The following is a 20,072-nucleotide window of genomic DNA, read 5'->3' as shown; positions in this document are numbered from 1 at the left end:
AGGAGATGAAGTTCGAGGAAGCCGGCATGCGCGCGGCGATCGATCAGTATCAGCAGATGATTACCGCGCAGCCGGCCGATCTGATCGTCACGCCGGAAACCGCGATTCCCGTGCTCGCGCAGCAGTTGCCGACACCGTTCGCGGCCGCGATCCGCGAGTTCTCGGACTCGACCGGCAGCGCGATCCTGTTCGGCGCGCTCGGCGGCACGATCACGCCCGAAGGCCGGGTGGTCGACTACACCAACAGCCTGTTCGGCGTCACGCCGGGCTCGCGCGACATTTATCGCTACGACAAGCACCACCTCGTGCCGTTCGGCGAGTTCGTGCCGTGGGGCTTCCGCTGGTTCGTCAACCTGATGCGCATTCCGCTCGGCGATTTCTTCCGTGGCGCGCCGGTGCAGAAGCCGTTCATGGTGCATAACCAGCCGGTCGCGGCCGACATCTGCTACGAGGACATCTTCGGCGAGGAGATCGCGCGCACGCTGCGCGAAAACTCGACGCCGGCCGGCGTGCTCGTCAATTCGACCAACCTCGCGTGGTTCGGCGACACGATCGCGCTCGACCAGCATCTGCAGATCGCGCGCATGCGCGCACTCGAAACCGGCCGGCCGATGCTGCGCGCGACCAACACCGGCATGACCGCCGCGATCGACGCGAACGGCCGCGTGATCGGACGCCTCGCGCCCTACACGGTCGGCTCGCTCGACGTGAAGGTGCAAGGCACCTCGGGCAACACACCTTACGTGACGAGCGGCAACAACACGGTGCTGGCGGTGTCGGTGCTGCTGCTCGCATTCGGTTTTGCGTTCGGACCGGGCATCACGCGGCGCCGCAAGGACCGCCGCAAAGACGCGCGCTAACCGCACCCGCCAAAAAAAATGCGCCTGACCCCGTCAGGCGCATTTTTTCATCAAAGGGACAAATTCCGGTTCAGGCCGGCCGGCGCCCGGCGCTTCGCCCGTAGGCCGCGTTCACCGGACGCGCTCCGTTCAGTCCTTCGGCGCCGTATCGATAAACGACTGCCGCAGCGACAGCTTCTGGAAATGCTTGTCCAGATTCGGATGCGCTTCGCGCCAGTTCAGGTGCGGCATGCGGAAGTCGAGATAGCAGAGCGCGCAGCCCACCGCGATATCGGCGAGCGTGTAGTGATTGCTCGCGCACCACGGCTTGCTGCCGAGCCCCTGCGACATCGCCATCAGACCCTCGTCGATCTTGCGCTGCTGGCGCGCGACCCACGCGTCGACGCGCTGTTCGGGCGCGCGCTGCGTGCTTTCGAGACGGATCAGCACGGCCGCGTCGAGCACGCCGTCGGCGAGCGCTTCCCAGCAGCGCACTTCGACGCGCTCGCGCCCCGACGGTGGAATCAGCTTGCCGACCGGCGAGAGCGTATCGACGTATTCGCAGATCACGCGCGAGTCGAACACCGCTTCGCCGTCTTCCATCACGAGGCACGGCACCTTGCCGATGGGATTGAACGTGTGAATCCGGGTATCCGGCGCCCAGACGTTCTCGGGCACCAGTTCATAGTCGATCTTCTTGTCGGCGAGCACGATTCGCGCTTTGCGCACGAACGGGCTGGCGAACGAACCGATGAGTTTCATCATGACCATCTGCCTTTTTCTGAATCCGGCGAAAGTATAAGTGGTCCAGGGGCATCACGAACGTACCGGCCGCATCTTCGCGAGCCGCGCGCGGACCCGCTGTGGGCGGATTGCAACATGCCCGCGGCGGCGATGCCGCCAGGCTGCGTGCCAATCCGCGCAAAACGGCGGCGCCGGCGTGCGCGACACCGAAAGCACAACGGGACGGAGCGCTACAATCGCACGATGAACCAGCCGACCGAACCCACCATCGCCATCGACGTCTACCGCACGCGCCGCGAGCGCGTTCTCGCCGCGCTACGCGCCGCGGGCGGCGGCGTCGCCATCGTCCCGACCGCGCCGGAAGCGCTGCGCAACCGCGACGCCGACTACCCGTACCGTCACGACAGCTACTTCTATTACCTGACCGGCTTCGTCGAGCCCGAGGCGCTGCTCGTGCTCGACGCGAGCGCCGCCCCCGGCGCGCCCGCCTCGATCCTGTTCTGCCGCGAGAAGAACGTCGAGCGCGAGACGTGGGAAGGCTTCCGCTTCGGCCCCGAGGGTGCGCGCGAAGCGTTCGGCTTCGACGCCGCATTCCCGTTCGGCGAACTCGACGCGCAGGTGCCGCGCATCCTCGCCGACAAACCGGCGCTGCATTACGCGCTCGGCCGTTCGGCGCGGCTCGACGAACAGGTGCGCGGCTGGCTCGACGCAGTGCGCGCGCAAGGCCGCGGCGGCGTCGCCGCGCCCGCCGCCGCGCGCGATCTGCTGCCGCTGCTCGACGAAATGCGGCTTATCAAGGACGACCACGAACTCGCGATCATGCGCCGCGCCGGGCAGATTTCGGCCGCCGCGCATCGGCGCGCGATGGCCGCGTGCCGGCCCGGCATCCACGAATACGCACTCGAGGCCGAGTTGCTCTACACGTTCCGCAAGTTCGGCGCGCAGGCGCCGGCCTATACCTCGATCGTCGCGGCGGGCGCGAACGCCTGCGTGCTGCACTACCCGGCCGGCAACGCGATCGCGCGCGACGGCGACCTGATCCTGATCGACGCGGCCTGCGAGCTCGACGGCTACGCGTCCGACATCACGCGCACGTTCCCGGCGAGCGGCCGCTTCACGCCGGCGCAGCGCGAGCTGTACGACATCGTGCTGGCCGCGCAGCAGGCCGCCGTCGATGCGACGCGCGCCGGCGCCACCTTCGACGATCCGCACCAGGCCGCGCTGCGCGTGCTGTCGCAGGGGCTGCTCGACACCGGCATCGTGCCGCGCGAGAAGTTCGCCTCGCTCGACGACGTGCTCGCCGAGCGCGCCTACGCGCCGTTCTACATGCACCGCACCGGCCACTGGCTCGGCATGGACGTGCACGACTGCGGCGACTACCGCGAGCGCGGCGCGCCGCGCGACGAGGCGGGCGCGCTGCCGTGGCGCACGCTGCAGGCATCGATGACGCTGACGATCGAGCCGGGCCTGTACATCCGTCCGGCCGAGGGCGTGCCCGAGCGCTACTGGAACATCGGCATCCGCATCGAGGACGATGCGATCGTGACGCCCACCGGTTGCGAACTGATGACGCGCGACGTGCCGGTCGCCGCCGACGAGATCGAGGCGCTGATGCGGGAAGCGCGCCACGCAGGAAGCGACGCATGAAGCGCCCCATGAAACGACGCATGCAGCCAGGACCTGACCGGCGATGAACGAAGCCTCTCCCTCGGCGGTGATCCTGAAGCCCGCCTCGCGCCAGCAGGCGTTCGACTTCGACGTGACGATCGTCGGCGCCGGGCCGGTCGGTCTCGCGCTCGCCGGCTGGCTCGCGCGCCGCAGCGTGACACGCGAACTGAGGATCGCGCTCGTCGATGCGCGCGAGCCCGAGGACTCGATTGCCGATCCGCGCGCAATCGCGGTCTCGCACGGCAGCCGGATGATCCTCGAACCGCTGCGCTGGCCCGCCGACGCCACCGCGATCGAGCGCATCCACGTGTCGCAGCGCGGTCACTTCGGCCGCACGCTGATCGATCATCGCGAGCACGGCCTGCCCGCGCTCGGCTACGTGCTGCGCTACGGCTCGATCGTGCACGGCCTCGCCGACGCCGTGCACGCAACACGGGTCCACTGGTTTCGCTCGACCTCGGCCGGTGCGCCGACCCAGGAATCCGACGGCGTCACGCTGCCGATCGAAACCGCCGGCGTCGCGCGGCAGTTGCGCACGCGGATTCTCGTGAACGCCGAGGGCGGCCTGTTCGGCGATCAGAAAACCGCGCGAAAGGCGGCCCGCGACACGAGCCGCGATGCCGAGGAAGAAGAGGCCGGCGAGCGCACCGCCAGCCCCACCGACGCCGCCGCCGATAAACGCGGCGTCGCCAGAAGTGTGGATAAAAGCGCCAACGGCATCGGCTCGCGCGACTACGGCCAAACCGCGCTGGTCGGCACGGTAACCGTGTCCACGCCGCAGCCGCACGTCGCGTGGGAGCGCTTCACCGCGCAAGGTCCGATCGCGCTGCTGCCGATGGGCGGCGTGCGCGGCGCCGACTACGCGCTCGTCTGGTGCTGCTCGCCCGAGGAAGCCGCGCGCCGCGCGCAGCTCTCCGACGCCGAGTTCCTGGGCGAACTCGACGCCGCGTTCGGCGACCGCATGGGCCGCTTCACGCAGATTCGCGGACGCGCGTCGTTCCCGCTCGGGCTCAACGCCGTCGATACGCTCGTGAACGGCCACATCGTCGCAATCGGCAATGCAGCGCAGACGCTGCATCCGGTGGCGGGCCAGGGCCTCAACCTCGGCCTGCGCGATGCGCACGCGCTCGCCGACGCGCTCTCGGCGGAAGGCCCGACCCCGCTTGCGCTCGCGACGTTCGCGCAACGCCGCGCACTCGACCGGCGCATGACGATCGGCGCGACCGACACGCTCGCGCGTCTTTTCACCGTCGACTTCCCGCCACTCGCGATCATGCGCGGCCTTGCGCTGACCGCGCTCGAATTCGTGCCGCCGGTCAAAACCGCGCTCGCCCGCCAGATGATGTTCGGCCAGCGCCGTTAGACGCGCGGTAAATTCGCCCGGCCGTGGCGTTTGCGCGGCATTTGCGTGCCGTTTGCGCCGCGCTCGGGCGGGCTATCGTGCGCACTGCGCGATTCTATGAATCGTCCCACTTTCATAGAAGATTTAATGGGTTACGACACGCAGATGGCGAGTCCCGGCAACCCGTTAACGCTAAAATGGCGGTTTTCCCTCGCATTTCGCATTGCATCGGCGGCCATGATTGTCAAATCCCGGCCGTCGCCAGCGCGCTCACGTCATGCCCACTCTCGGCTCCCACAATCTGCGTAACAACCTGTTCGTCGCTCCCATGGCCGGCGTAACCGACCGCCCGTTCCGCCAGCTGTGCAAACGGCTCGGCGCGGGTTACGCGGTGTCGGAAATGGTGGCGTCGAACGCGCAGCTGTGGAAAAGCGAGAAGACGATGCGCCGCGCCAACCACGAAGGCGAGGTCGAGCCGATCGCCGTGCAGATCGCCGGCGCGGACCCGGTCATGATGGCCGAGGCCGCCCGCTACAACGTCGCGAACGGCGCGCAGATCATCGACATCAACATGGGCTGCCCGGCCAAGAAGGTCTGCAACGTCGCGGCCGGCTCGGCGCTGCTGCAGAACGAGCCGCTCGTGCAACGCATCGTCGAGGCGGTGGTGAACGCGGTCGGCGTCGGGCCCGACGCGGTGCCCGTCACGCTGAAAATCCGCACCGGCTGGAATCGCGAGAACAAAAACGCGCTGAACGTCGCACGTCTCGCGCAAGCGGCCGGCATCTCGATGCTGACCGTGCACGGCCGCACGCGCGCCGACCTGTACCACGGCGACGCCGAATACGAAACGATCGCCGCGGTGAAAGCGGCGGTCGGCATTCCGGTCGTCGCGAACGGCGACATCACTTCGCCGCACAAGGCGCGCGAGGTGCTCGCCGCAACCGGCGCGGACGCGATCATGATCGGGCGCGCCGCGCAGGGCCGTCCGTGGCTGTTCCGCGAGATCGGGCATTTCCTGCTGACGGGCGAGCTGCTGCCGCCGCCGCGCATCGACGAAATCCAGCAGGTGATGAACGAGCATCTCGAAGATCACTATGCGTTTTACGGGGAATTTACCGGTGTGCGCACTGCGCGCAAGCACATCGGCTGGTACACTCGCGGCCTTTCCGGCGCCAACCTGTTCCGGCATCGCATGAATACGCTGGACACCACGCGCGAACAACTCCTCGCTGTCAACGAGTTCTTCGACGCGCAAAAGGCGATCTCAGACCGCCTCGTCTACGTCGACGAATCGACCGGCAACCCCGGGCTCGACAGCAAGGACGAGGACCACACCGACCAACTAGCAGCATGAGCAAGAACAACATCGAACAATCCGTCCGCGACAGCCTGGACGTGTACTTCCAGGATCTCGACGGCTCCAATCCGCACGACGTCTACGACATGGTCATCTCATGCGTGGAAAAACCCTTGCTCGAAGTGGTGCTCGAGCAGGCCGGCGGCAACCAGTCGCTGGCCGCCGAGTATCTCGGCATCAACCGCAATACGCTGCGCAAGAAGCTGCAACAACACGGTTTGCTGTAGCGCGTTGTAGTTTCTGCGCCCTGCCACGTTTCCCTTCGGCTTTTCGTCTTCATCATGATCAAGCAAGCGCTCATCTCCGTTTCCGATAAATCCGGCATCGTCGATTTCGCAAAATCGCTGTCGGACCTCGGCATCAAGATCCTGTCGACCGGCGGCACCGCGAAACTGCTCGCGGACGCGGGCCTGTCCGTTACCGAAGTCGCCGACTACACGGGCTTCCCGGAAATGCTCGACGGGCGCGTAAAAACGCTGCATCCGAAGGTACACGGCGGCATCCTCGCGCGCCGCGATCTGCCCGAGCACATGGCCGCGCTCGAGAAGCACGACATTCCGACCATCGACCTGCTGGTCGTAAACCTGTACCCGTTCGTGCAGACCGTCTCGAAGGAAGAGTGCTCGCTCGAAGACGCAATCGAGAACATCGACATCGGCGGCCCGACCATGCTGCGCTCGGCCGCGAAGAATCACCGCGACGTGACCGTGGTGGTCGATCCGGCCGACTACGCGGTCGTGCTCGACGAAATGCGCACGAACAATAATTCGGTGTCGTACAGGACGAATTTCCGCCTCGCGACCAAGGTGTACGCGCACACCGCGCAGTACGACGGCGCGATCACGAACTACCTGACGAGCCTGACCGACGAGTTGCAGCACGCATCGCGCAACACGTATCCGGCTACCTTCAACATGGCGTACGAGAAGGTGCAGGATCTGCGCTACGGCGAGAACCCGCACCAGAGCGCGGCGTTCTACCGCGACCTGGCGGTGCCGGCCGGCGCGCTCGCGAACTACAACCAGTTGCAGGGCAAGGAACTCTCGTACAACAACATCGCCGACTCCGACGCGGCGTGGGAATGCGTGAAGACCTTCGACGTGCCGGCCTGCGTGATCGTCAAGCACGCGAATCCGTGCGGCGTCGCGGTCGGCGCGAACGCGCACGAAGCGTACTCGAAGGCGTTCCAGACCGATCCGACCTCGGCGTTCGGCGGCATCATCGCGTTCAACCGCGAAGTCGACGAAGCGGCCGCGCAAGCGGTCGCGAAGCAGTTCGTCGAAGTGCTGATCGCGCCGTCGTTCAGCGCCGAAGCGCGCCAGGTGTTCGCGGCGAAGCAGAACGTGCGTTTGCTCGAAATCGCGCTCGGCGACGGTCATAACGCGTTCGATCTGAAGCGCGTCGGCGGCGGCCTGCTCGTGCAGTCGCTCGACTCGAAGAACGTGCAGCCGCGCGAGGTGCGTGTGGTCACCAAGCGCCATCCGACGCCGAAGGAAATGGACGACCTGCTGTTCGCCTGGCGCGTCGCGAAGTACGTGAAGTCGAACGCGATCGTGTTCTGCGCGAACGGCATGACGCTCGGCGTCGGCGCGGGCCAGATGAGCCGCGTGGATTCGGCGCGTATCGCCAGCATCAAGGCGCAGAACGCCAATCTGACGCTGGCCGGCTCGGCGGTCGCATCGGACGCGTTCTTCCCGTTCCGCGACGGTCTCGACGTGGTCGTCGCCGCGGGCGCGACCTGCGTGATCCAGCCGGGCGGCTCGGTGCGCGACGACGAAGTGGTCAGCGCCGCCGACGAGCACAACATCGCGATGGTGCTGACGGGCGTGCGTCACTTCCGTCATTGACAGGCGGTTGGCGGGGAATCGCTGCTTCGTCGTAGTACGGTGAGGCGGCGGTTGCCGAGAGCGTGATGTCTGTACTGTCGAAAAAACGGCCCGGCGGGTGTTCCTGCCGGGCCGTTTGCTTTGGTGCGATCGATCCTGCACGGCCGATTCGATGCCGCGCGCTCTTGCGACGCGTCCAATGGCGCGGCGTCCAGGCTGGCCTCACTGTGTTGCCTCACTGTGTTGCATCGCCGTCACCGTTTTATTCCGTCCGCGACACCACCCACAAACCGCCACGCGCCGCGTTCGTTGTAGTATCGCAGGCACCTGGTTTTTATCGCATGTGCGGCACCTCATGAGAATTCTCGGCATCGACCCCGGTCTGCGCGTGACCGGCTTCGGCGTGATCGACCAACACGGCCACACACTGAGCTACGTCGCGAGCGGCGTCATCAAGACGGCCGACGCCGATCTGCCCTCGCGCCTCGGCACCATCTTCGACGGCATTTCGACGCTGATCCGCCAGCATTCGCCCGATCAGGCGGCGATCGAAAAAGTCTTCGTCAACGTCAATCCGCAGTCGACGCTGCTGCTCGGTCAGGCACGGGGCGCGGCGATCTGCGGGCTCGTCGCGGGCGGCGTGCCGGTCGCCGAATACACAGCCCTGCAACTGAAGCAGGCCGTGGTCGGCTACGGCCGCGCGACCAAGGAGCAGATGCAGCAGATGGTCGTGCGTCTGCTGAACCTCACGGGCGTGCCGGGCACCGACGCCGCCGACGCGCTCGGCATGGCGATCTGCCATGCGCACGGCGGCTCGACGCTGGGCACGCTCGGCGGCATCGCGCCTTCGCTGGCGAAGAAAGGGCTGCGAGTACGGCGCGGGCGCCTCGTGGGCTAGCGCAGGCGCGGTTTGCGGCGCAGCCTCCCGCAATTCCCCATCGCGCCGCCGGTCCGCTACGCTACACTCGCCCTTTCCCACACGACTCTAAAAATCGAATCCGCCATGATCGGTCGCATTGCCGGCGTTCTGCTGGAAAAAAACCCGCCGCATCTGCTCGTCGACTGCAACGGCGTCGGCTATGAAGTGGACGTGCCGATGAGCACGTTCTACAACCTGCCGTCGACCGGCGAACGCATCGTGCTGCTCACGCAGATGATCGTGCGCGAGGACGCGCATCTGCTGTACGGCTTCGGCACCGCGCAGGAACGCTCGACCTTCCGCGAACTGCTGAAAATTTCCGGCATCGGCGCACGCATGGCGCTCGCGGTGCTGTCGGGCATGAGCGTGTCCGAACTCGCGCAGACCGTGACGATGCAGGACGCGGCGCGCCTTACGCGCGTGCCCGGTATCGGCAAGAAGACCGCCGAGCGGCTGCTGCTCGAACTGAAGGGCAAGCTCGGCGCCGACCTCGGCGCAATGGCGGGCGCCGCATCGGCATCCGATCATGCCTCCGACATCCTCAACGCGCTGCTCGCGCTCGGCTACTCCGAGAAGGAAGCGCTCGCGGCGATCAAGAACGTGCCGGCCGGCACCGGCGTTTCCGAGGGCATCAAGCTCGCGCTGAAGGCGCTCTCGAAGGGCTGATGCCCGGGTCGCGCGCGGTACAGCGCGCGGTACAATGAGCGCATGATCGAAACCGACAAACTCGCCGCCGAGCGCATCATTGCGGCCACGCCCGCCTCGCCGAACGAAGAAGCGTTCGAGCGGGCGTTGCGCCCGCGCCAGCTCGAAGAATATGTCGGGCAGGAGAAGGTACGCGGCCAGCTCGAAATTTTCATCGAGGCCGCGAGACGCCGTTCCGAATCGCTCGACCACGTGCTGCTGTTTGGCCCGCCGGGCCTCGGCAAGACCACGCTCGCGCACATCATTGCGCGCGAAATGGGCGTCAATCTGCGGCAAACGTCGGGGCCGGTGCTCGAACGCGCGGGCGACCTCGCTGCGCTGCTCACGAATCTCGAAGCCAACGACGTGCTGTTCATCGACGAAATCCACCGGCTCTCGCCGGTCGTCGAGGAAATCCTGTACCCCGCGCTCGAGGATTATCAGATCGACATCATGATCGGCGAAGGGCCGGCCGCGCGCAGCGTCAAGCTCGACCTGCAGCCGTTCACGCTGGTCGGCGCGACCACGCGCGCGGGCATGCTGACCAATCCGCTGCGCGACCGCTTCGGCATTGTCGCGCGGCTCGAGTTCTACAACGCCGAGGAACTGGCGCGCATCGTCACGCGGTCGGCCGCGCTGCTCAACGCGCAGATCCATCCGGACGGCGCGTTCGAAATCGCCCGCCGCGCGCGCGGCACGCCGCGTATCGCGAACCGCCTGCTGCGCCGCGTGCGCGACTTCGCCGAAGTGAAGGCCGACGGCAACATCACCGCGCAGGTGGCCGACGCCGCGCTCAGCATGCTCGACGTCGACGCGGTCGGCTTCGACCTGATGGACCGCAAGCTGCTCGAAGCGATCCTGCACAAGTTCGACGGCGGCCCGGTCGGCGTCGATAACCTGGCGGCGGCAATCGGCGAGGAGCGCGACACGATCGAAGACGTGCTCGAACCCTATCTGATCCAGCAAGGCTTCCTGCAACGCACACCGCGCGGCCGTGTCGCCACGCTGCTGACCTACCGGCACTTCGGGCTCGCCGCGCCGGATGCGTCGAGTGCGCTGCCGGGCCTGTGGAACTCGGCGAACTGAATCGCCGGGTCAGCCGGCTCAGCCGATACCGCCGCAAGCGAGGCCGCTCAGGATGTCCGACCAGACGCAACCGCCCGGCACCTCAGGCGACCACTCGGGTGACACCTCAGGTAACAAATCCGGTGGCAACGCCGGCAGCGGTGCTGGCAACCAGCCCGCCGGCGCACCGGGCAACCCCATCGTCAACCCGGCCGGCGAACCCTCCGGCAACTTCGCGCAGCGGCTCACCCACCGCCTGCGCTCGAAACTCGCCTCGGGCGTCACGCATCTGACGACCGGCAGCGGCCCGGTGCTCGACTACTCCTCGCCGCCGGGCGATCCCGGCCTCTTCGGGCCCGACGCCATCTGCTGGAAAGTCCACGCCGACTTCACGTCGATGATGACGGGCGGCATCAGCGCGTTGCTGCTCCAGGCGCTGCACCCGCTCGCGCTCGCGGGCGTATGGGATCACTCGACGTTTCGCACCGACATTCTCGGGCGCCTGCGCCGCACGGCGACCTTCATCGCCGGCACGACTTTCGGCAGCCGGCGCGACGCGCTCGCGCTGATCGAACGCGTGAGGCGCATCCATCTCGACGTGAGCGGTGTCGCGCCGGACGGTCAGGCGTACCAGGCGAGCGAACCCGCGCTGCTGACGTGGGTGCATGTCGCCGAAGTATCGAGCTTCATGACCGCGCATTTGCGCTACGTGAATCCGATGCTGTCCGTCGCGGCACAGGATCAATACTTCGCGGAAACCGCGCGCATCGCCGAAATGCTCGGCGCCACCGAGATTCCGCGCTCGCGCGCCGAGATCGAGGCGTATCTGCTCGCGATGCAGCCCGCGCTCGTCGCAAGCGAACGCACGCGCGAAGTCGTGAGGATTCTGATGAACGCGCCGGCACCGAGTTTCGCGATGCGGCCCGCCGGGGCGCTGATGCTCAACGCCGGCGTCGATCTGCTGCCGGACTGGGCGCAGGACATGCTCGGCTTCGCTCGTTATGCGGCGCTGCGCAGAACGCTCGCGCGGCCTGGCGTGCGGCTCGTTGCGCCGGTGATCCGCTGGGCGTTGGTCAATGGGGTGTCGAAGCGGGCGCGCCGGCGCGCGGCCGCGGCGCCAGAGCCGGTTTGAGATGGGCCGGCGGACGATCGCACTCGCGCACGCGATACAGCGCGCGGCACTGAGGTGCTGAGGTGCTGAGGTGCTGAGGTGCTGAGGTGCTGAGGTGCCAAGATACGCCTCCGCCTCGTCACCGTCATGCGCGCCCGGCTTACCGGCCCGGCTCCGGTGCCTTCCTGAAGCCGTCGTCGGCGGCGCTCGCCGGTTCGAGATGCGCGACGTCTCCCCACGACACGATCGTCGCGTGACCGTCGGCGAAATCCACGATGTTCACGCTCGTGTTCAGCAGCGCGTAATCGCGCGGCGCGTCGAGCGGCAAACCCGTTGCCAAACGGCGCACGCAGTCGAGCACGCCGCCATGCGCGACACAGGCGATCCGGCCGCCCGGATGCGCCGCGACAAGCGGCTCGATCGCATGCACGACACGGTGGTAGAACACGCGCTGCGACTCCCCTTCGGGCGGGGTGAAGCCGGGATCGCGCGTTTGCCACTGCGCGTATTCGTCGGGAAAGCGCAGCGCGATCTCGTCGCTGTCGTGGCCCTGGAACGCGCCGTACGAACGCTCTCGCAAGCCCTCGCGCAACTGTAGCGGCAGGCCGAGCGCCTCGGCGATCGGCTGGGCGGTCTGCTGCGCGCGTTGCAGATCGCTCGCATAGATCGCGTCGAGCCGCGCACCCTGCTGCGCCTCCTGCGCGATACGCCGCGCGAGACGTTGCGCCTGCGCGAACCCCGTCGTCGCGAGCGGAATGTCGATGTGACCTTGAATGCGCTTGATGCGGTTCCAGTCGGTCTCGCCGTGCCGGATAAACAGAATCTGCGTCGTCATGAGAAGGAAGTGGGCGCCGTTCGCCGGTTATGCCGAACGGCTATTGTCGCAAAAAGCGACGGCCGCGCCTGAGTTGCGGTGGCTGCGCGCCGGAACACGCTTCGATCGAGCAGGCCCGCAAACGGCGCGCATGGGCGCGCGCTGAAACCCACTTATGCGTGGGTCTGCAGCCAGAACGTGACCGGCCCGTCGTTGACGAGCGACACCTGCATGTTCGCGCCGAACTCGCCGGTCTCGACCACCGGATGCTTCGCGCGCGCGGCCGCGACGAAGTAATCGAACAGGCGCTTGCCTTCGTCGGGCGCCGCCGCGGGCGTGAAGCTCGGGCGCAGGCCGCTGTTGGTATCGGCCGCGAGCGTGAACTGCGACACGAGCAGCAAACCGCCCGCGCGGCCCGCGCCGTCGACATTCTGCACGGAGAGATTCATCTTGCCGGCCGCGTCACTGAATACGCGATAGCCGAGCACCCTGGCCAGCAGCTTGTCGGCTGCCGCCTCGGTGTCGCCGCGCTCGGCGCAGACAAGCGCGAGCAGACCCGCGTCGATCGCGCCGGTCACGCGCTCGCTTTCACCGTCCACGACGCGCACTTCGGCGCGCCGCACGCGCTGGATCAGCGCGATCATCGGCGCGGCTCCGGGCGCGGGCTGCGCGTCGTCACGACAAGCGAGCGGCGTTGCGCGTGCACTGCGCGATTACGCTGTGAGCGTCACGCGTGCGAAGCGGCGCTTGCCGACCTGCACGACATACTCGCCCGCCTCGACCTTCAGGCCCTTGTCGGACACCGTCGCGCCATCGATCTTCACGCCGCCCTGCTCGATGTTGCGCAGCGCTTCGCTCGTCGACGGCACGAGGTTGGCCTGCTTCAGCAACTGGCCGATCGCAAGCGGTGCGCCCGCGAGCGTCACCGCCGGGATATCGTCGGGCACGCCGCCCTTCGCGCGATGATTGAAGTCTTCGAGCGCGCGCTCGGCATCGGCCTGCGAATGGAAGCGCGCGACGATTTCCTGGCCGAGCAGCACCTTGAAGTCGCGCGGATTGCGACCCGCTTCGATCTCTTTCCGGAAGCCGGCGATCTCGTCCATCGGACGGAACGACAGCAGTTCGAAGTAACGCCACATCAGCGTGTCGGAAATGCTCATGAGCTTGCCGAACATATCGGTCGGCTTTTCGCTGATGCCGATGTAGTTGTTCTTCGACTTCGACATCTTCTCGACGCCGTCGAGCCCTTCGAGCAGCGGCATCGTCAGGATGCACTGCTGCTCCTGGCTGTACTGCTTCTGCAGCTCGCGGCCGACCAGCAGGTTGAATTTCTGGTCCGTGCCACCGAGTTCGAGGTCCGCATTCAGCGCGACGGAGTCGTAGCCCTGCATCAGCGGATAGAGGAATTCGTGGATCGAGATCGGCACACCGCCCTGGAAGCGCTTCGTGAAGTCTTCGCGTTCGAGAATACGCGCGACCGTGTAGCGCGACGCGAGCTTGATCATGCCGTCGGCGCCGAGCGGCATCGACCATTCGCTGTTGTAACGGATTTCGGTCTTGTCGCGGTCGAGCACGAGCGCGGCCTGCTCGAAATAGGTCTTCGCATTCGATTCGATCTGCTCGCGCGTGAGCGGCGGGCGCGTCGCGTTGCGGCCGGACGGGTCGCCGATCAGCGAGGTGAAATCGCCGATCAGGAAAATCACCGTGTGGCCGAGGTCCTGCAACTGGCGCATCTTGTTGAGCACGACCGTGTGGCCGATGTGGATGTCGGGCGCGGTCGGATCGAGCCCGAGCTTGATGCGCAACGGCTTACCGGTTGCCGCGCTCCGCGCGAGCTTTTGCGCGAATTCGTCTTCGATCAGCAGTTCGTCGACGCCGCGCTTGGTGACGGCGAGCGCATGGCGGACTTCGTCCGTGAGCGGAAGGGCAGTAGCGGAATTGGGCTTGGTGGACTCGGTGCTCATGCTGGAAACGTGAAGTCGCGAAAAAACAGGATTGTCCCATAGATGCGCGCCGCCGCGCCCACCGACACGCCTCGGACGGCCTGGCAAGCGGCAATTTTTCGCTCGACGTGTGCCCGGCGCAGGGGAGCGACGCAAGCGTGATGCACGCGTGGCGGTCGCGTGCTGCCCGTGCGATGTCTGTACCGGTGCTGATATTCAGCCGCGCGAGCGTCGATAATCTGCTACAACGAATCGCAATGAACATCGAGAGGAGCAGCGACGTGGCGCAAGACCCCGCAGACGGCATCTATTTCGGATTGATGTCGGGTACGAGCATGGACGGTGTGGACGGCGTGGCCGTCCGGTTTGCCGACGGAAAGCCGCCGGAAGTGCTGGCCGAGGCCTTCGTCGGCTTCTCGGCCGGGATGCGCGAGGCGCTCTTCGCACTCCAGCAGCCCGGCGACAACGAGATCGAGCGCGAAGCGCTGGCCGCCAACGCGCTCGCGACGCGCTACACCGTGTGCTGCCACGAACTGCTGCGCGGCAGCCACCTGTCGGCCGAGGAAGTCCGCGCGATCGGCGTGCACGGGCAAACCGTGCGGCATCGGCCGGAAAAAGGCTACACGCGGCAAATCAACAATCCGGCTCTGCTCGCGGAGATGACGCATATCGACGTGATCGCGGATTTCCGCAGCCGCGACGTCGCCGCCGGCGGCCAGGGCGCGCCGCTCGTGCCGGCTTTTCACGCGACGGTGTTCGGCGCGAAAAACGAGACGCGGGTGGTCTGCAACCTCGGTGGCATCAGCAATATCACGATACTGAACGCGACCGGCAGCGTGCGCGGCTTCGATTGCGGCCCCGCCAACGCGTTGCTCGACGCATGGGCCGAACGCCATCTCGGCAAGCCATTTGACGAAAACGGCCATTTTGCGGCGAGCGGCGAGGTCGATCGCAAGCTATTGAACGCGCTGCTCGACGAGCCGTTCTTCTCGGAGCAGCCGCCGAAAAGCACCGGCCGCGACCTGTTCAATACCGCTTGGCTCGACGCGAAACTCGCGCCGTTCGTCGGACTCGATCCAGCCGACGTGCAGGCGACGCTGGTCGCGCTGACCGCGGTGACGGTGGCGCGCGAAATCGAGCGGCATGCGTCCGATGTCCGCGCGGTGTACGTGTGCGGCGGCGGCGCACGCAATCCGGAGATACTGAAGGCATTGCAGCAGGCGCTCGAAGACAGCGGCGTGAGCGGCGTACCGGTGATGACGACCGACGCGCTCGGCGTGCCGCCGAGCCAGGTCGAGCCGCTCGCCTTCGCGTGGCTCGCGATGCGCTGCGTCGCGCGGCTGCCGGGCAGTCTGCCGGGCGTCACGGGAGCCTCGGACGAGCGTGTGTTGGGCGCGATCTATCCGCGCTGAAGATGATCGGGTAAAGCGGGTCCGCGGGGCACGATCGCGCGGCGCGACAGGCGGGCAATAAAAAAACGGGGCCTATGCAGGCCCCGTTTTCCATACGAGCTAAGACTTGAAACGGCGTGTCGCCGTGCTCAGACCGAGAACGACGAACCGCAACCGCAGGTGGTGGTCGCGTTCGGGTTCTTGATGACGAACTGCGCGCCGTTGATGTCGTCCTTGTAGTCGATCTCGGCGCCAACCAGGTACTGGTAGCTCATCGAGTCGATCAGCAGCTGGACGCCGCTCTTGTTCATCACGGTGTCGTCTTCGTTGATGGCTTCGTCGAACGTAAAACCATATTGAAAGCCCGAGCAGCCGCCGCCCTGCACGAACACGCGCAGCTTGAGCTCCGGATTGCCTTCTTCTTCGATCAGTTGCTTGACCTTGTCAGCCGCTGCGTCGGTGAAGACGAAGGGGGCGGGCATCTCGGTCACGGGGGTATCGGTGACTGCGTTCATTCGAACTCTCCAAAAAGCTTTAGCCGCTATTGTAGGGCTGATCTGAATATCGTGCTGAAGCCCACAAAATCAATGGGTTCTTCCGTTGCAGCCGTCGGACAGTGCGTTGGCCGTCAGCCTGGACGGGCACAACAACGCCACTGCGGCTACCGCCGCCGTGGCGGCCGATTCGCCGCGTCATCGAACGGGAGCTCGCGCGCGGCCCTGAACCCCGACAAAACCATAAAAAAAGCCGCCTTCGCATGAAGCGTTGGCGGCTTTTGCTGCAAACCGGCTGAGGAGCCGGCTTGCACCCGAAGCGATTAACGCTTCGAGAATTGCTTGCGGCGACGTGCCTTGTGGAAGCCGACCTTCTTACGTTCGACTTCACGAGCGTCACGCGTAACGAAGCCAGCCTTCGACAGTTCCGGCTTCAGCGTTGCGTCGTAGTCCATCAGCGCGCGAGTGATGCCGTGGCGAACCGCACCGGCTTGACCCGTTTCACCGCCGCCCGTCACGTTGACCTTGATGTCGAACGTGGTGCCGTGGTTCGTGAGTTCCAGCGGCTGGCGCACGATCATCAGCGACGTTTCGCGCGAGAAGTAGTCGGCGATGGGCTTGCCGTTCACAACGATATCGCCCTTGCCTGCCTTGATGAACACGCGTGCGACGGCGCTCTTGCGGCGGCCCGTGCCGTAATTCCAGTTACCGATCATGTGGGCTCCCCTTAGATCTCGAGCGCCTTCGGCTGTTGTGCCGAATGCGGATGCGTTGCGTCAGCGTAGACCTTCAGCTTCTTGATCATCGCGTAGCCGAGCGGGCCCTTCGGCAACATGCCCTTGACCGCCTTCTCGAGCGCGCGGCCCGGGAAGCGTTCCTGCATCTTGCCGAACGTCGTTTCATAGATACCGCCCGGGTAGCCCGAGTGACGGTAGTACTTCTTGTCGGTAACCTTGTTGCCCGTGACCTTCAGCTTGCCAGCGTTGATAACGATGATGAAATCACCGGTGTCGACGTGGGGAGTGAATTCAGGCTTGTGCTTGCCGCGAAGACGGTGTGCCACTTCGCTGGCGACACGCCCGAGAACCTTATCCGTCGCGTCAATCACGTACCATTCGCGCGTCACCTCATGGGCTTTTGCGGAAAACGTCTTCATGATCGATCCAAAAAAATTGCTGCGCCCAATGTGTTTTTTTCCTGCTTGTAGTGTGCGCATCAAGGCGCGTGCAGGCTCTCCCTGGTTCTTCCTCCGCGGGCGCGGATGCGGAAAAGCCCTGAATTATAAAGGAATTTGCACGGCCAAGTCAAAACTTGCGATAGGCGTGCCGCCGTGGGGTCCCCAATGGGGTCTCAAGCGGGGATCCAGCTGGGCGAAAAAAAACCCGAACGAGCGGTTCGGGTTTAATCCACCAAAGGAGGAGGTGGAGGAGACAGCGGAAGTTGCAGAACTGCTGCAACGATGGGGAAATTATATGAGCCGCCCTTGTGCAACGCAAGAATATTTGCATTGTGAGATGAGTTTTCATAATTCGAAAAATTACCAGATCAATCTGAAATCGAAAAATGTCCTTTGGGATCAAGCCTCAAAGCTTTGGATATCCAGACCGCATCGGGCATCGCCTAGAGTAAAACCCCTAAACCGGCCCGGATATTCCCGGATTCCGCATGGATGCGGCGCCGCAGCATCCACATAGCCATGGCGCATAACCCGAACCGGGCCAGGCTCTGCGCGGATTGTCAAACACCGGGCTACAATGCCGTCTCGATATAGCTATGCGCGGTGGAGTGACAGCATGGAATGCAAAGTAAGCTGGATGGGGCAAGACGGGATGGCATTCGCGGCCGAGACGGGCAGCGGCCATCTGGTCGCGATGGACGGCGCGCCTGAAGGCGGTGGCCGCAACCTCGCGCCGCGTCCGATGGAAATGGTTTTGCTCGGCACGGGCGGCTGCACCGCCTACGACGTCGTGATGATCCTCAAGAAGAGCCGCCAGGAAATCGCCGGCTGCTCGGTGACGCTGAAGGCCGAACGCGCAAGCGAAGACCCGAAGGTGTTCACGAAGATCCACTTCCACTTCACCGTGACCGGCAAGAATCTGAACCCGGCCACCGTCGAACGCGCGATCAACCTGTCGCACGACAAATACTGCTCGGCGTCGATCATGATCGCGAAGACCGCCGAACTCACGCACTCGTTCGACATCGTCGCAAACTGAGCGTAGCGGCACGCCGCAACCGGCGCGCCAAATGAAAATGCCGGCGTCCCCACGGACGCCGGCATTTTTTGTTGGGTGGCAAAGCAGGCCGATAAGCCGGATTCTGTGCACGCGCAGCGCCCGAAGACGCGACGCGCGTGGCAGCCATTCCTCTAGGCGCGCCATTGCTGACGCGCTCAAGCTTCCTACCCGCAGACGAGATGGGGGCCCCATCCTGCATCTCGAAGATGCGCGCCTGCCTACTTGGAATTGCTCCGGGTGGAGGTTACCGTGCCGGTCTGCCTTGCGACAGCCGCGGTGCGCTCTTACCGCACCGTTTCACCCTTACCTGATCCCGGCTTGCGCCGGGCCATCGGCGGTTTGCTTTCTGTTGCCCTGTTCCGCGTGTCGCCACGGATGGCCGTTAGCCATCACCCTGCCCTGTGGAGTCCGGACTTTCCTCGCCCTCGTCGGCCAAAACCGCCGAGGCCGCGACTGCCTGGCCTGCTTTGCTGGCACGGATTTTAACATCGAACGGCGCGGCCGCCCGCGCGCGGCTGCGGCAACCGGCAAGTCAGGCGGCCCGCTCGAATGGCGGAACACTCGCCGGCGCCAGCCACGCGTCTAGCGCTTGCGGCGCCCCGAGCGGAATACGGAGGCGTCGTCGTAAAACGCGGGCGCTTCGTTCTCGGACCACCAGCCCGGAATGCCGAGCACCGGCAGCGGCGCGAACAGGCGGCTCGTCAACGCTTCGGTGCCGAGCAACGCCGCACTGACCGCTTCGTCGAGCCACGCGTCGCGCGCGGCGGCGTCCCACTCGAAGTACCCGGCCGGCACGTCGACGATCCATGCATGGCCCGTACAGCCCTTGAATGGCGCGATCAGTTTTTCCAGCAGCGCATGGCCGAAGCAGCGCACTTCGCAGCGACGGCCCCACGCGTCGCGCCGGCCCACCAGCAGCGTTTGCCAGTCGAAGCCGCGCAGCGCGGCGCTCAAAGCGGGATCGGCGCAGGCGAACAGCAGCGCGTTTTCGTCGAAGAGGGTCAGCATGTCGCGCACGCCGCCGCGCGTCGGACCGACGCCGAGTGCGTCGATCGCCGCCGACTGCCGCGCGTTCAACGCCGCCTTGATGCGCGGAAACGCGAACCACATCGAGCCGTTGAAGAAGTCGTGCAGATTGTGGCGCGTCGGCACGCAGCCGGTCGCGGCGATATGCGCCTCGTACGCAGCGCCCGGCGGCAGATCGTCCTGCGCGATGAACGCGAGGCGCTGGCCGCGGCCGGTGGTCTGCCGCATCTGTGCGGCATCGGCATTCATCACGGCGAGCAGGTCCGCATAGCCGGTCAGCGCGGCTTGCTGCCAGCGCCGGCCGCGCGCGGCGAATTGCGCCAACCAGGGCCTCGACCAGTCGATGGCGGCAAAGCCTGGCGGCGGCGCTTCGGGTGCCATTGCCTGCCCGGCTACAGGAGAGGCTTTCGCGGCCTTCTCATGCGCGGCTTCCTGCCCGGCTTTGTGCGCAACTGCGTGCCCGGACTTCGGCGCTGATTCAGATGCCCCTTCGAACCTGGGTTCATGCGCTGCTCTGGGCGCAGCGTCACGCCCTACTGCGGGAGCGGCTTTCAGCGCCATTTCATGCGCAACGCCAGGCACTGCGTCAGACGTCACCGCATCCACGATCCG

At 65.9% G+C, this 20,072-nt stretch carries 21 protein-coding genes and 1 other RNA gene; 13 read left to right on the top strand and 9 right to left on the bottom strand.

The window, feature by feature from the left end; all coding sequences use genetic code 11:
- The coding region (lnt, locus tag G3N58_RS14565) for an apolipoprotein N-acyltransferase (protein WP_205999471.1) at positions 1-860 on the top strand (860 nt) is incomplete at its 5' end.
- Between the two features lie 129 nt (positions 861-989).
- Here the strand turns inward: lnt and G3N58_RS14560 are convergent.
- Positions 990-1,610: a glutathione S-transferase N-terminal domain-containing protein gene (locus G3N58_RS14560; RefSeq protein ID WP_205999470.1), complete on the bottom strand. Its 621-nt coding sequence runs from the start codon at positions 1,608-1,610 to the stop codon at positions 990-992.
- Positions 1,611-1,826: 216 nt separating this feature from the next.
- On the opposite strand from G3N58_RS14560, the gene G3N58_RS14555 reads away from it, so the two are divergent.
- From G3N58_RS14555 to G3N58_RS14515, 9 genes are all read left to right on the top strand, one after another.
- Positions 1,827-3,230, top strand: coding sequence for an aminopeptidase P N-terminal domain-containing protein (locus tag G3N58_RS14555; protein WP_205999469.1), 1,404 nt, complete (start codon positions 1,827-1,829; stop codon positions 3,228-3,230).
- 43 nt (positions 3,231-3,273) lie between these two features.
- Entirely contained in the window at positions 3,274-4,614 is a 1,341-nt protein-coding gene (locus G3N58_RS14550) for a UbiH/UbiF/VisC/COQ6 family ubiquinone biosynthesis hydroxylase (protein WP_205999468.1), read from the top strand.
- A gap of 256 nt (positions 4,615-4,870) precedes the next feature.
- Positions 4,871-5,947: a tRNA dihydrouridine synthase DusB gene (gene dusB / locus G3N58_RS14545; protein WP_205999467.1), complete on the top strand. Its 1,077-nt coding sequence runs from the start codon at positions 4,871-4,873 to the stop codon at positions 5,945-5,947.
- Positions 5,944-6,177, top strand: a complete 234-nt coding sequence (locus G3N58_RS14540; protein ID WP_008919619.1) for a Fis family transcriptional regulator — start codon at positions 5,944-5,946, stop codon at positions 6,175-6,177. Before dusB ends, G3N58_RS14540 begins: the two co-directional genes overlap by 4 nt.
- Positions 6,178-6,231: 54 nt before the next feature.
- The gene (gene purH, locus G3N58_RS14535; RefSeq protein WP_205999466.1) at positions 6,232-7,797 is read left to right on the top strand and encodes a bifunctional phosphoribosylaminoimidazolecarboxamide formyltransferase/IMP cyclohydrolase; all 1,566 of its coding nucleotides are present in this window, start codon (positions 6,232-6,234) and stop codon (positions 7,795-7,797) included.
- A 334-nt stretch (positions 7,798-8,131) separates the two neighbouring features.
- Positions 8,132-8,674, top strand: coding sequence for a crossover junction endodeoxyribonuclease RuvC (gene ruvC / locus G3N58_RS14530; protein ID WP_167040564.1), 543 nt, complete (start codon positions 8,132-8,134; stop codon positions 8,672-8,674).
- 105 nt (positions 8,675-8,779) lie between these two features.
- A complete protein-coding gene (gene ruvA, locus G3N58_RS14525) occupies positions 8,780-9,361 on the top strand; it encodes a Holliday junction branch migration protein RuvA (protein WP_167040561.1) in 582 nt (193 codons plus the stop codon).
- A 42-nt stretch (positions 9,362-9,403) separates the two neighbouring features.
- Entirely contained in the window at positions 9,404-10,465 is a 1,062-nt protein-coding gene (gene ruvB / locus G3N58_RS14520; protein ID WP_167040559.1) for a Holliday junction branch migration DNA helicase RuvB, read from the top strand.
- A gap of 52 nt (positions 10,466-10,517) precedes the next feature.
- The gene (locus tag G3N58_RS14515) at positions 10,518-11,576 is read left to right on the top strand and encodes an oxygenase MpaB family protein (RefSeq protein WP_167285459.1); all 1,059 of its coding nucleotides are present in this window, start codon (positions 10,518-10,520) and stop codon (positions 11,574-11,576) included.
- Positions 11,577-11,715: 139 nt separating this feature from the next.
- On the opposite strand, the gene G3N58_RS14510 is transcribed toward G3N58_RS14515, so the two are convergent.
- The 3 genes from G3N58_RS14510 to tyrS all read right to left on the bottom strand — a co-directional run bounded on the left by G3N58_RS14510 (position 11,716) and on the right by tyrS (position 14,333).
- The gene (locus G3N58_RS14510) at positions 11,716-12,390 is read right to left on the bottom strand and encodes a histidine phosphatase family protein (protein ID WP_167040555.1); all 675 of its coding nucleotides are present in this window, start codon (positions 12,388-12,390) and stop codon (positions 11,716-11,718) included.
- Between the two features lie 152 nt (positions 12,391-12,542).
- Positions 12,543-13,013 (bottom strand): D-aminoacyl-tRNA deacylase, encoded by a 471-nt coding sequence (gene dtd, locus G3N58_RS14505; protein WP_167040553.1) that lies wholly within the window; start codon positions 13,011-13,013, stop codon positions 12,543-12,545.
- 69 nt (positions 13,014-13,082) lie between these two features.
- Positions 13,083-14,333 carry a tyrosine--tRNA ligase gene (tyrS, locus tag G3N58_RS14500; protein ID WP_205999465.1) on the bottom strand — a complete coding sequence of 417 codons (1,251 nt, stop codon included), beginning with the start codon at positions 14,331-14,333 and terminating at the stop codon, positions 13,083-13,085.
- Positions 14,334-14,593: 260 nt separating this feature from the next.
- On the opposite strand from tyrS, the gene G3N58_RS14495 reads away from it, so the two are divergent.
- Positions 14,594-15,724 (top strand): anhydro-N-acetylmuramic acid kinase, encoded by a 1,131-nt coding sequence (locus G3N58_RS14495; RefSeq protein WP_205999472.1) that lies wholly within the window; start codon positions 14,594-14,596, stop codon positions 15,722-15,724.
- A 128-nt stretch (positions 15,725-15,852) separates the two neighbouring features.
- Here G3N58_RS14495 and erpA read toward each other — a convergent pair whose 3' ends face one another.
- From erpA to rplM, 3 genes are all read right to left on the bottom strand, one after another.
- Positions 15,853-16,218, bottom strand: coding sequence for an iron-sulfur cluster insertion protein ErpA (erpA, locus tag G3N58_RS14490; RefSeq protein WP_075302778.1), 366 nt, complete (start codon positions 16,216-16,218; stop codon positions 15,853-15,855).
- A gap of 302 nt (positions 16,219-16,520) precedes the next feature.
- Entirely contained in the window at positions 16,521-16,913 is a 393-nt protein-coding gene (gene rpsI / locus G3N58_RS14485) for a 30S ribosomal protein S9 (RefSeq protein ID WP_008919630.1), read from the bottom strand.
- An 11-nt stretch (positions 16,914-16,924) separates the two neighbouring features.
- The gene (gene rplM / locus G3N58_RS14480; RefSeq protein WP_013090508.1) at positions 16,925-17,353 is read right to left on the bottom strand and encodes a 50S ribosomal protein L13; all 429 of its coding nucleotides are present in this window, start codon (positions 17,351-17,353) and stop codon (positions 16,925-16,927) included.
- Here rplM and G3N58_RS14475 point away from each other — a divergent pair.
- Positions 17,352-17,891: a hypothetical protein gene (locus tag G3N58_RS14475; protein WP_205999464.1), complete on the top strand. Its 540-nt coding sequence runs from the start codon at positions 17,352-17,354 to the stop codon at positions 17,889-17,891. The genes rplM and G3N58_RS14475 overlap by 2 nt on opposite strands.
- 99 nt (positions 17,892-17,990) lie before the next feature.
- A complete protein-coding gene (locus G3N58_RS14470; RefSeq protein WP_025602559.1) occupies positions 17,991-18,413 on the top strand; it encodes an OsmC family protein in 423 nt (140 codons plus the stop codon).
- Between the two features lie 76 nt (positions 18,414-18,489).
- Here the strand turns inward: G3N58_RS14470 and rnpB are convergent.
- Positions 18,490-18,903: RNase P RNA component class A (gene rnpB, locus G3N58_RS14465), an RNA gene on the bottom strand.
- 113 nt (positions 18,904-19,016) lie between these two features.
- A complete protein-coding gene (locus G3N58_RS14460; protein WP_205999463.1) occupies positions 19,017-19,841 on the bottom strand; it encodes a DUF3025 domain-containing protein in 825 nt (274 codons plus the stop codon).
- Positions 19,842-20,072 lie beyond the last annotated feature (231 nt).

Origin of the sequence: Paraburkholderia sp. Ac-20342 (assembly GCF_017104985.1) — a bacterium.
Classification (GTDB): domain Bacteria; phylum Pseudomonadota; class Gammaproteobacteria; order Burkholderiales; family Burkholderiaceae; genus Paraburkholderia.
Note: the sequence above shows the minus strand (reverse complement) of the source record. Positions and strands in the feature narration are given on the sequence as shown.

Bases quoted from the DNA above. Each gene is read 5' to 3' on its own strand.
- G3N58_RS14560 (WP_205999470.1), bottom strand. From the start codon at position 1,610: ATGGTCATGATGAAACTCATCGGTTCGTTCGCCAGCCCGTTCGTGCGC.
- G3N58_RS14555 (WP_205999469.1), top strand. From the start codon at position 1,827: ATGAACCAGCCGACCGAACCCACCATCGCCATCGACGTCTACCGCACG.
- G3N58_RS14550 (WP_205999468.1), top strand. From the start codon at position 3,274: ATGAACGAAGCCTCTCCCTCGGCGGTGATCCTGAAGCCCGCCTCGCGC.
- dusB (WP_205999467.1), top strand. From the start codon at position 4,871: ATGCCCACTCTCGGCTCCCACAATCTGCGTAACAACCTGTTCGTCGCT.
- G3N58_RS14540 (WP_008919619.1), top strand. From the start codon at position 5,944: ATGAGCAAGAACAACATCGAACAATCCGTCCGCGACAGCCTGGACGTG.
- purH (WP_205999466.1), top strand. From the start codon at position 6,232: ATGATCAAGCAAGCGCTCATCTCCGTTTCCGATAAATCCGGCATCGTC.
- ruvC (WP_167040564.1), top strand. From the start codon at position 8,132: ATGAGAATTCTCGGCATCGACCCCGGTCTGCGCGTGACCGGCTTCGGC.
- ruvA (WP_167040561.1), top strand. From the start codon at position 8,780: ATGATCGGTCGCATTGCCGGCGTTCTGCTGGAAAAAAACCCGCCGCAT.
- ruvB (WP_167040559.1), top strand. From the start codon at position 9,404: ATGATCGAAACCGACAAACTCGCCGCCGAGCGCATCATTGCGGCCACG.
- G3N58_RS14515 (WP_167285459.1), top strand. From the start codon at position 10,518: ATGTCCGACCAGACGCAACCGCCCGGCACCTCAGGCGACCACTCGGGT.
- G3N58_RS14510 (WP_167040555.1), bottom strand. From the start codon at position 12,390: ATGACGACGCAGATTCTGTTTATCCGGCACGGCGAGACCGACTGGAAC.
- dtd (WP_167040553.1), bottom strand. From the start codon at position 13,013: ATGATCGCGCTGATCCAGCGCGTGCGGCGCGCCGAAGTGCGCGTCGTG.
- tyrS (WP_205999465.1), bottom strand. From the start codon at position 14,333: ATGAGCACCGAGTCCACCAAGCCCAATTCCGCTACTGCCCTTCCGCTC.
- erpA (WP_075302778.1), bottom strand. From the start codon at position 16,218: ATGAACGCAGTCACCGATACCCCCGTGACCGAGATGCCCGCCCCCTTC.
- rpsI (WP_008919630.1), bottom strand. From the start codon at position 16,913: ATGATCGGTAACTGGAATTACGGCACGGGCCGCCGCAAGAGCGCCGTC.
- G3N58_RS14475 (WP_205999464.1), top strand. From the start codon at position 17,352: ATGATCGATCCAAAAAAATTGCTGCGCCCAATGTGTTTTTTTCCTGCT.
- rplM (WP_013090508.1), bottom strand. From the start codon at position 17,353: ATGAAGACGTTTTCCGCAAAAGCCCATGAGGTGACGCGCGAATGGTAC.
- G3N58_RS14470 (WP_025602559.1), top strand. From the start codon at position 17,991: ATGGAATGCAAAGTAAGCTGGATGGGGCAAGACGGGATGGCATTCGCG.
- G3N58_RS14460 (WP_205999463.1), bottom strand. From the start codon at position 19,841: ATGGCACCCGAAGCGCCGCCGCCAGGCTTTGCCGCCATCGACTGGTCG.